The organism is Craurococcus roseus (assembly GCF_039523795.1).
GTDB lineage: Bacteria > Pseudomonadota > Alphaproteobacteria > Acetobacterales > Acetobacteraceae > Craurococcus > Craurococcus roseus.
Genome location: NZ_BAAAFZ010000077.1, coordinates 36,191 through 44,947, shown reverse-complemented (window position 1 = coordinate 44,947; position 8,757 = coordinate 36,191). Strand labels below are relative to the sequence as shown.

Genomic DNA, 8,757 nt, shown 5'->3' with positions numbered 1-8,757 from the left:
GGCGGCGGCGGCGGCGGGCGCGACGCGCGTCCTTCCGGGCGCGCCCGTCCCGGGGCCTCTTCCGGGGCCCCGCGGAGGATCCCGGCCTCCACGGCCTCCCGGCCCGGATCGAGATGTCGGCGCGGCCGTTCCCAGGCGCCTGCGAAGAAGCGGCGTCGCGCTTGGCTTGGGCATGCGCCGGAACCACTTCCTGCGCTGAGGATTCCCGCTCGGGAGGCATCCATGCCCAACATCCGTCCCTTCGTCGCGGCGGCCGCGCTCGCGGCGGGGCTTTCCGCGCTGGCGGCGGGACCCGCCGCGGCCCGTGGCAGCGTCGGCGTGTTCATCGGCGCCGGGCCGCCGGTCTTCTATCTCCCCCCGCCACCCCCTCCGCCGCCGCCGGTCTTCTTCGCGCCGCCGCCGTACCGGTACTACCCGCCGCCCCCGGTGTACTACGCACCGCCGGTGCCGCGTTGGTACTACGCGCCGCCGCCGGCCTATCGGTACTGGCCGTACTGACCGGCCCGGCGCGGCGGAGACGCCCGCCGGCGGCGGCGTTGGTCCGGGCCGACTACAGCAGCGGGTCCACGGAGGCCGGGGCGGCCGCGCCGGCGATGGCGAGGCCGGCTGCGTCCACCCAGGCCGGCATGCCCTGCTCGTCGTACACCGCGTTGCCTTGCCCGGGCGCGTTGCCCTCGGCGAGGCGGCCGTAGCCCCAGCCGTAGAACAGCTTGCCGCCGGCGGGCGCCGGACCTTCGAGGGTCAGCAGCAGCGCGTCGGCGCCGGCCAGGGCGGCGGCGGAGGCGCCGACCTCCTCGCCCGCGGCGGTTCGGACCGACCAGCCGAGGCCGCGCGCCGCGTCCGGGTCGAGCGGTTGGAGGTTGGTGGCGCCGTCGAACGCGAAGCGGACCAGGAGCTGGTTGGGCGCTGTGGCCGTCGCCGCGACGGCGCGCGGGCCGTGGTCGTCGATCTGGCCGCTGGACAGCGCCACCGGCGAGCCGGGCTTGGCGTAGGCCGCCCAGGTCTCGGCAAGCGAAAGGACGATCCGCCCTTCCGCGAGGACCAGATCGGAAAGGGAGAAATGCTGGTCGCCGTAGGCGGTCGGGTCGTCGCCGTTGATGTCGGTGTCGAGGAGGCGGGCGGCGATGTCGGCGTTGAAGGCGGGGTCCGCGGACAGGTTCTCCATGCCCTGGCGGACCGCTTGGTGGCCCGCGTCCGAGTCCCGGCCCCACCACACGGCGTAGGGGTGGGCGCTGACGAAGAGGTAGGGGACGGTGTCCGCGGATTGCCCGAGCGCCGCGCGCAGCAGGGCGGCGTCGAAGCGGACGGCGGATTCCCACTCCGCCGCCGTCAGCCCGCCGCGCTGGCTGTCGAACTCGCTATGGAACCACAGCACCGCGGTCGGGTCGTCGCGCTGGCCGGCGGGGAGGCGGCCGACATGGTCGAGCAGGCCCTTCTCCAGCGACTTGGCGTGCCAGCCGTCGCGCCAGTCGGCGGTGAGCGGGCCGACCCAGTCGGTCAGGAAGCCCGTCCCGCCGACCGCGGTGTCGGCGCCGTCGGCCGTGTCGGCGGCGAACAGGACGCTCACCGTGTCCGTCTCGCCGTCGAAGCCGAGCAGCCACTCCACGTCCCGGGCGACCGCGGCGAGGAGGGAGCCGCCGTTCGCCGTCCCGAAGGCCTCGGCGTTCGACTGGCCTCGGAGGACGACGTTCAGGTTCATGGCGGCGTTCCGTTCATCGAGTCGCTTTCCGGTGTCAGGGGGTCGTGCCCGGCGTGGCGGCGCGTGGCGCGCCTCCGGGCGGGTTTTCCGGGGCGGTGCGCCGGCGCGGCCCGGCGCGTCACTTCACCGACGCCACCCTGAGGGCGTTGGTGGTGCCCGGGACGCCGAAGGGGACGCCGGCGGTCACCACCACCTCTTCGCCGCCCTTGGCGAAGCCCTCGGCCTGCGCCACGCGCAGCGCCCGCGTCACCATCTCGCTCATGCTGTTGGGCTCGGGCGCCACCACCGGATGGACGCCCCACACCACGGCCAGGCGCCGCGCCGAGGCCTCCGAGGCGGTGAGGCCGACGATGGGGCAGTCCGGCCGTTCGCGGGCCATGCGCAGCGTGGTGGAGCCCGTCGAGGTGAAGGTTGCGATGGCCTGGGCGCCGATGGTGTGCGCCACCTGGCGCGCGGCGGCGGCGATGGCGCCGGCGCTGTTGGGCTCGGGCTCGGGGCGGGCGGCGTCGGTGAGCGCGCGCCAGCCGTCGTCCTGCTCCACGCGGGCGAGGATGCGGTCCATCATGTTCACCGCCTCCCACGGGTACTGGCCGGCCGCCGTCTCGGCGGAGAGCATCACCGCGTCGGCGCCGTCGAACACGGCGGTCGCCACGTCCGACGCCTCGGCGCGGGTCGGCGCGGGGGCGGCGATCATGCTTTCCAGCATCTGCGTCGCCACCACGACGGGTTTCCCCGCCGCGCGGGCGGCGCGGACGATGCGCTTCTGCACCAGCGGCACCTCCTCCGGCGGCAGCTCCACGCCGAGGTCGCCGCGCGCCACCATGACGCAGTCGGTCAGCGCCATGATGGCGTCGAGGTTCTCGACCGCTTGCGGCTTCTCCATCTTCACCATGAGCCAGGCGCGGCCGCCGGTGAGCTCGCGCGCCTCGGCCACGTCCTCCGGGCGCTGCACGAAGGAGAGGCCGACGTACTCGATGCCGCGCTCCAGCGCGAAAGCCAGGTCCTCGCGGTCCTTGGGCGTGAGCGCCGGGATGGGCAGCGCCACGTCGGGGACGTTGACGCCCTTGCGGTCGGAGAGCGGGCCGCCGACCACGACCTCCGTTTCCAGGTGGTCCCCCCGCACGTGGTCCACGCGCAGCCGCAGCTTGCCGTCGTCGAGCAGGAGGGAGGTGCCGATGCGCGCCGCGCCGATGATTTCGGGGTGCGGGAGCTGCACGCGCCGCACGTCGCCGGGCGTCGGGTTGAGGTCCAAGCGGAAAGGCTGGCCGGCCTGGAGCTGCACCCGCCCGCCGCCGAAGCGGCCGACGCGGAGCTTCGGCCCCTGCACGTCGGCGAGGATGCCGATGGGCCGCCCGACCTTGCCCTCCAGGCCGCGGATGATCCCGATCCGCTCCTCGTGGTCGGCGTGGGAGCCGTGGCTGAAGTTGAGGCGGAACACGTCGGCGCCGGCGCGGTACAGGCGCTCGATCATCTCCGGCGAGGAGGAGGCCGGGCCGAGCGTGGCGACGACCTTGGTCCGCCGCCGGCGGCGGAGCGGGATGCGCGGGGGCATGGAGGCTGGGGAACTCCCGATCTGGTCCGGGTGGGCGGGCGGCGGCCGGTGGCGGCATCCATCCGGGATCGCGCGCCGGGCGGCAAGGGGGCGCGCGGCCAGGGGCGGCGCGCTTCAGCCTATCAGCACGGCGCGGACGTCGTTGACGTTGGTGAGCGTGGGGCCGGTGAGCACCAAGTCGCCTAGCGCGGCGAAGAGGCCGTGGCTGTCGTGGCGCGCGAGCACGGCGCGCGGGTCGAACCCGGCGGCGCGGGCGCGGCCCAGGGTGTCGGGCGCGACGATGGCGCCGGCCGCGTCCTCGGTGCCGTCCACGCCGTCCGTGTCGGCGCACAGCGCCCAGACGCCGGGCTCGCCCGCCAGCGCCAGGGCGAGGCCGAGCAGGCATTCGGTGTTGCGACCGCCGCGGCCGGGCTCCTCGGCGCGCACCGTCACGGTGGTCTCGCCGCCGGAGAGCAGCACGGCGGGGGCGGGAAGGGGGTTGCCGTGCGCGCGGGCGCTGCGGGCGATGCCGGCCAGCACGGTGCCGACCTCGCGCGCCTCGCCTTCCAGCGCGTCGCCGAGGATCAGCGGGGCCAAGCCCAGGACGCGCGCCTCGGCGGCCATGGCTTCCAGCGCCATGAGCGGCGTGGCGATCATGCGGTAGTCGGCGCCGGCGAGGCGCGGGTCGCCGGGCTTGGGCGTTTCCTCCTCCGCGCGGTCGAGGTGGGCGGCGACGGCGGGGGGCGGGTCTATGCGGTAGTGCGCCAGCAGGGCGCGGGCTTCGGCGAAGGTGGTGGGGTCGGGCACGGTGGGGCCGGAGGCGATCACCGCCGGGTCGTCGCCGGGCACGTCGGAGATGGCGAGCGTCACCACGCGCGCCGGGTGCGCCGCGGCGGCGAGCCGGCCGCCCTTGATCGCCGAGAGATGGCGGCGGACGCAGTTCATCTCGCCGATGGCGGCGCCGGAGCGGAGCAGCGCGCGGTTGACGGCCTGCTTGTCGGCGAGCGTCAGGCCCGGCGCCGGCAGCGCGAGCAGCGCCGAGCCGCCGCCGGAGACCAGGAACAGCACGAGGTCGCGGTCGGTGAGGCCACCGCCGCGCGCCATCTCCAGGATGCGCCGGGCGGCGGCCTCGCCGGCTGCGTCAGGGACGGGGTGGGAGGCTTCGACGACCTCGATCCGCCGCGTCGGGACGGAGTGGCCGTAGCGGGTGACGACGAGGCCGGTGAGGGCTTGGTCCGGCCACGCCGCCTCCACCGCCGCCGCCATCGCCGCCGCGGACTTGCCGGCGCCGAGCACCAGCACGCGGCCGCCGGGGCCGGGCGGGTCGGGGAGGTGGCGGGCGAGCACCGCGCGCGGGTCGGCGGAGCGCACGGCCGCGTCGAACACCCGCCGCAGCGCGTCGCGTGCCCTGGAGTCCGTCCATTCCAACTCGGGTGCTCCATGCGCGGCCATCGGTCAGCAGCCTAGCCCCGGCGGCGTTTCGTGAGGAAGCCACGGCCGAGTGCCGCTGGCGAGGCCGGCGCGGCCGGGATCGGTTGGAAGGCGGACCGTCGCCATGCGGGCGTTTCTCCAGGCTTGCAGTAAAGAATACTAGTTGGTATTCCAGTTGATATGCAAGGTTGGCCAATCCCGATGAGGTGCCGCCGCGGCGCGTCCGCCGTGGCAGGCTCACCCGCCCAGGGCGGCAAGGATCTCGGCGCTCGCGCGCGCGCGGTGGCGCCGGGTGGCCTCCCTCGCGGCTTCCGCGTCGCCGGCGGCGATCGCGTCGAGGATGGCGCCGTGCTCCGCGACGCTCCGGGTCGGGCGCGGACGCAGGCGCGCCGTCGCGGTTCGCGCGCGCTGGGCGTGGTCGGCCATGCTGGACGCCAGGCGCGCCAGCACCGGGTTGCCGCACCCTTCGACCAGCAGGCGGTGGAAGCGGTCGTCCGCCGCCGCCCAGTCCGCCATGTCGTCCGCGGCGAGCGCCGCTGCGCACGCCTCGTTGGCCGCGCGCATCCCCGCCAGCACGCCCGACCCGCGCCGCCCGGCGAGCGCTTCCGCCGCCGCCGCTTCCAGCGCGATCAGCACGCCGTAGGCGTCGCGGAGCCCCGCGGGCTCGATGGGCGACACGCGCACGCCGCGCCGGGGCAGCACGCGCAGGAAGCCTTCGCCTTCCAGCCGCAGCACCGCCGCGTGGACGGGCGTGCGGGACATGCCGAGCTGTTCGGCTATCAGCGGCTCCGTGGTTTCGTGGCCGGGCGGCAGGCTGAGGTCGAGCACGCTCGCCTTGAGCGCTTCGTAGGCTTCGCCCACGAGGCCCTCGGGCCGGGGCGCCGGGGGTTCGGGCAGGACCCGTTTTGGATGCATCTAGCTTTCATCGCACAGGAGAAAGGTCCGACGCCATGCGCAGACACCGCATCGCCGCCATCCCCGCCGACGGCATCGGCAAGGAAGTGGTCCCCGCCGGGCTCCAGGTGCTGCGCGCCCTGGCCGAGCGCAGCGGCGACTTCGCCCTGGACGTGACCGACTTCCCCTGGGGCAGCGACTTCTACCGACAGACCGGGCGGATGATGCCGGAAGACGGGCTGGACACGCTGCGCGGCTTCGACGCCATCTTCTTCGGCGCGGTCGGCGACCAGGAATTGCCGGACGACGTGACGCTCTGGGGCCTGCGGCTGCGCATCTGCCAGGGCTTCGACCAGTACGCGAACATCCGCCCGACGCGCGTGCTGCCGGGCCTCACGAGCCCGCTCCGCGCCGTGCAGCCGGGCGATATCGACTGGGTCATCGTGCGCGAGAACTCCGAGGGCGAGTACGCCGGCCACGGCGGCCGCGCCCACCGCGGGCACCCGGAGGAGGTGGGGACGGAGACGGCGATCTTCACGCGCGCGGGCGTTTCGCGGATCATGCGCACCGCCTTCGACATCGCCAAGTCCCGCCCGCGCAAGCTGCTCACCGTCGTCACCAAGTCCAACGCCCAGAAGCACGGCATGGTGATGTGGGACGAGATCGCCGCCGAGGTGGCGCGGGGGTACCCGGAGGTGCGCTGGGAGAAGGAACTGGTGGACGCCATGACCGCGCGCATGGTGCGCCGGCCCGCCTCCATCGACACGGTGGTCGCCACGAACCTGCACGCCGACATCCTGAGCGACCTAGCCGGGGCCCTGGCGGGCTCGCTCGGCGTGGCGCCGACCGCCAACCTCGACCCGTCGCGCCGGTCGCCGTCCATGTTCGAGCCGATCCACGGCTCGGCCTTCGACATCGCCGGCAAGGGCGTGGCGAACCCGGTGGCGACCTTCTGGACCGCCTCCATGATGCTGGAGCACCTCGGCGAAGGCGCGGCGGCCGGGCGGCTGATGGCGGCGGTGGAGCGCGTCTGCGCCGACGGCGTGCTGACCGCGGACCTCGGCGGCACGGCGACGACGGCGCAGGTGACGGAGGCGGTGTGCGCGGCGATCCGCGGTGCCAACGAGTGACCCCCGCCGCGGCGGACAAGAACAACCGGAGGAACGACAGGACATGACGCACATCCCGCGCCGCGCGCTTCTCGCCGGCCCGTTCGCCGCCGCCCTGGCCGCGCCCGCTTCGCGGGCGCAAGGGGCGTTCCCGAGCCGCCCCGTCACCGTGCTGGTGCCCTTCGCCGCGGGCGGGCCGACGGACGTGATCACCCGCTTGGTCGCGGAGGGCATGGGGCGCGACCTCGGCCAGCCGGTGGTGGTGGAGAACGTCACCGGCGCCGGCGGCACGATCGCGGCCGGGCGCGTCGCCCAGGCGCGCCCGGACGGCCACACGCTGCTGATGCACCACATCGGCCACGCCAGCGCCGCGACATTGTACCGGCGCCTGCCGTACAGCGTGCTGGACAGCTTCGCGCCGCTGGGCCTCGCCTCCGACGCGGCGATGACCTTGGTGGCGCGGCCGGACTTCCCGGCGAACGACCTCGCCGGCTTCATGGCCGAGATCCGGCGGAAGGGCGAGGCGCTGAACCTCGCGCATTCGGGCCTCGGCGCCGCCAACCACCTGTGCGGCATGCTGTTGCAGAGCACCGCCGGCACCAAGCTGACCGGGGTGGTGTTCCGCGGCAGCGCGCCCGCCATCACCGACATGATGGCCGGGCGCATCGACGTGTTCTGCGACCAGGCCACCAACACAGCGACCTTCCTGCGGGAAGGCCGCATCAAGGGCTACGCCGTCACCCTGCCGCAGCGGGTGCCCGGCCTCGACCTGCCGACCACGGCGGAGGCGGGCGAGCCGTCGCTGCTGATGAGCACCTGGCACGGCCTGTACGCGCCGAAGGGCACGCCGGAGGAGGTGCAGGACCGCCTGTCGGCCGCGCTCCGGTCCGCCTTGGCGGAGGAGCGGCTGCGGAGCCGCTTCGCCGACCTGGTCACGCAGCCCGCCAGCGACGAGCGCGCCACGCCGGCCTTCCACCGCCGCTTCCTGGCCGAGGAGGTGGCCCGGTGGCGGCCGGTGATCCAGGCGGCGGGCCAGTACGCCGACTGACGGCGCCACGAGCCAGCCGCCCATCCCCCTGGCGCGGCGGCCCCAGCCGCGCCACATCGGCGGTGCAAGGAAAAGGGGACCGCCATGGCCGCGCCGGAGATGGACGACAAGACGCGCACCGAGCTTGAGGCCGCCGCCTTCCGCCGCTTGGTGGAGCACCTGCGCGGACGCACGGACGTGCAGAACATAGACCTGATGAATCTCGCGGGCTTCTGCCGCAATTGCCTGTCGAAGTGGTACCGCGCGGCGGCGGAGGAGCGCGGGCAGGCGCTCTCGGACCCCGAGGCGCGCGAGATCATCTACGGGATGCCGTACAAGGAGTGGCAGGCGCTCCACCAGCGCGAGGCCACGGCGGAGCAGAAGGCCAAGTTCGACGCGGGCGCCGCTTCCCGCCAGCATTGAACGGCGTTTCCCCGCTTGCTACCACCGCGCTTTCACGCAGGGGGATGTGCGGATGAGCGGCGCGACGGCGGCGGAGAAGGACACGGAGGTCGGCGGCATCGCGGCCGACCGGCTGCGCTCGATCGTGGAGCGGATCGAACGCCTGGAGGAAGAGCGCAAGGGCCTCGCCGACAACATCAAGGACATCTTCGCCGAAGCCAAAAGCGCGGGCTTCGACGTGAAGGTGGTGCGGCAGATCATCTCCATCCGCAAGAAGGAGCCCGCCGAGGTGGAGGAGCAGGAGACGTTGCTGGACCTCTACCGCCGCGCGCTCGGGATGTAACGGCCGGCGCCGTGCGTCGGGGGCGCGCGCCGCTGGCGAACCTGCGCGCCCCGGCCGGCGTTGGAGGTTGGCGCCTGATGGCAAGGGCATCTGCGTTTTTTTGATCGGGGGACCTCCGACCATGGCGGACACCAAGCGATCCGGCGGCTCCAGGGCCCGGTCCGGCGCCGGCGAGACGGCGCGGGGGCAGGCCGCGAAGGGCGCGGCGACGGGCGCCGCCGCGCGGAGCGGAACGTCGGGCGCCACCAAGAAGACGGGCCGGGCCGCCGCGCAGGCGGCGCAGCAAGCCGTCCAGCGCGCCGGCGCCGCGATCCGCGAGGG

10 protein-coding genes are annotated in these 8,757 nt (G+C 74.7%); 6 read left to right on the top strand and 4 right to left on the bottom strand.

From position 1 onward, the window contains the following. Nucleotides 1-222 precede the first annotated feature (222 nt). A complete protein-coding gene (locus tag ABD067_RS22170; RefSeq protein WP_343897587.1) occupies nucleotides 223-498 on the top strand; it encodes a hypothetical protein in 276 nt (91 codons plus the stop codon). Between the two features lie 52 nt (nucleotides 499-550). On the opposite strand, the gene ABD067_RS22165 is transcribed toward ABD067_RS22170, so the two are convergent. The 4 genes from ABD067_RS22165 to ABD067_RS22150 all read right to left on the bottom strand — a co-directional run bounded on the left by ABD067_RS22165 (nucleotide 551) and on the right by ABD067_RS22150 (nucleotide 5,576). After that, nucleotides 551-1,699 carry a hypothetical protein gene (locus tag ABD067_RS22165; protein WP_343897586.1) on the bottom strand — a complete coding sequence of 383 codons (1,149 nt, stop codon included), beginning with the start codon at nucleotides 1,697-1,699 and terminating at the stop codon, nucleotides 551-553. Between the two features lie 118 nt (nucleotides 1,700-1,817). Next, the gene (gene pyk, locus ABD067_RS22160; protein WP_343897585.1) at nucleotides 1,818-3,251 is read right to left on the bottom strand and encodes a pyruvate kinase; all 1,434 of its coding nucleotides are present in this window, start codon (nucleotides 3,249-3,251) and stop codon (nucleotides 1,818-1,820) included. A 114-nt stretch (nucleotides 3,252-3,365) separates the two neighbouring features. Continuing rightward, on the bottom strand, nucleotides 3,366-4,658 hold the full coding sequence (locus tag ABD067_RS22155) for a glycerate kinase type-2 family protein (protein WP_343897584.1): 1,293 nt from the start codon (nucleotides 4,656-4,658) through the stop codon (nucleotides 3,366-3,368). Nucleotides 4,659-4,898: 240 nt separating this feature from the next. Next, the gene (locus tag ABD067_RS22150; RefSeq protein ID WP_343897583.1) at nucleotides 4,899-5,576 is read right to left on the bottom strand and encodes a GntR family transcriptional regulator; all 678 of its coding nucleotides are present in this window, start codon (nucleotides 5,574-5,576) and stop codon (nucleotides 4,899-4,901) included. A 35-nt stretch (nucleotides 5,577-5,611) separates the two neighbouring features. Here ABD067_RS22150 and ABD067_RS22145 point away from each other — a divergent pair, with 35 nt between their 5' ends. The 5 genes from ABD067_RS22145 to ABD067_RS22125 form a co-directional block, all read left to right on the top strand. Further along, nucleotides 5,612-6,685 (top strand): tartrate dehydrogenase, encoded by a 1,074-nt coding sequence (locus ABD067_RS22145; RefSeq protein WP_343897582.1) that lies wholly within the window; start codon nucleotides 5,612-5,614, stop codon nucleotides 6,683-6,685. Nucleotides 6,686-6,728: 43 nt separating this feature from the next. After that, on the top strand, nucleotides 6,729-7,712 hold the full coding sequence (locus tag ABD067_RS22140) for a tripartite tricarboxylate transporter substrate-binding protein (RefSeq protein WP_343897581.1): 984 nt from the start codon (nucleotides 6,729-6,731) through the stop codon (nucleotides 7,710-7,712). Between the two features lie 84 nt (nucleotides 7,713-7,796). After that, nucleotides 7,797-8,114 (top strand): DUF1244 domain-containing protein, encoded by a 318-nt coding sequence (locus ABD067_RS22135; RefSeq protein ID WP_343897580.1) that lies wholly within the window; start codon nucleotides 7,797-7,799, stop codon nucleotides 8,112-8,114. 52 nt (nucleotides 8,115-8,166) lie between these two features. Beyond that, entirely contained in the window at nucleotides 8,167-8,436 is a 270-nt protein-coding gene (locus ABD067_RS22130; protein ID WP_343897579.1) for a DUF2312 domain-containing protein, read from the top strand. A gap of 121 nt (nucleotides 8,437-8,557) precedes the next feature. Beyond that, nucleotides 8,558-8,757, top strand: a 200-nt coding sequence (locus tag ABD067_RS22125) for a hypothetical protein (RefSeq protein ID WP_343897578.1), incomplete at its 3' end; no start/stop codon positions are given.

Excerpts from the sequence above, each read along its gene's own strand:
- ABD067_RS22170 (WP_343897587.1), top strand. The coding sequence starts at position 223 with ATGCCCAACATCCGTCCCTTCGTCGCGGCGGCCGCGCTCGCGGCGGGG.
- ABD067_RS22140 (WP_343897581.1), top strand. The coding sequence starts at position 6,729 with ATGACGCACATCCCGCGCCGCGCGCTTCTCGCCGGCCCGTTCGCCGCC.
- ABD067_RS22135 (WP_343897580.1), top strand. The coding sequence starts at position 7,797 with ATGGCCGCGCCGGAGATGGACGACAAGACGCGCACCGAGCTTGAGGCC.
- pyk (WP_343897585.1), bottom strand. The coding sequence starts at position 3,251 with ATGCCCCCGCGCATCCCGCTCCGCCGCCGGCGGCGGACCAAGGTCGTC.
- ABD067_RS22145 (WP_343897582.1), top strand. The coding sequence starts at position 5,612 with ATGCGCAGACACCGCATCGCCGCCATCCCCGCCGACGGCATCGGCAAG.
- ABD067_RS22130 (WP_343897579.1), top strand. The coding sequence starts at position 8,167 with ATGAGCGGCGCGACGGCGGCGGAGAAGGACACGGAGGTCGGCGGCATC.
- ABD067_RS22150 (WP_343897583.1), bottom strand. The coding sequence starts at position 5,576 with ATGCATCCAAAACGGGTCCTGCCCGAACCCCCGGCGCCCCGGCCCGAG.
- ABD067_RS22165 (WP_343897586.1), bottom strand. The coding sequence starts at position 1,699 with ATGAACCTGAACGTCGTCCTCCGAGGCCAGTCGAACGCCGAGGCCTTC.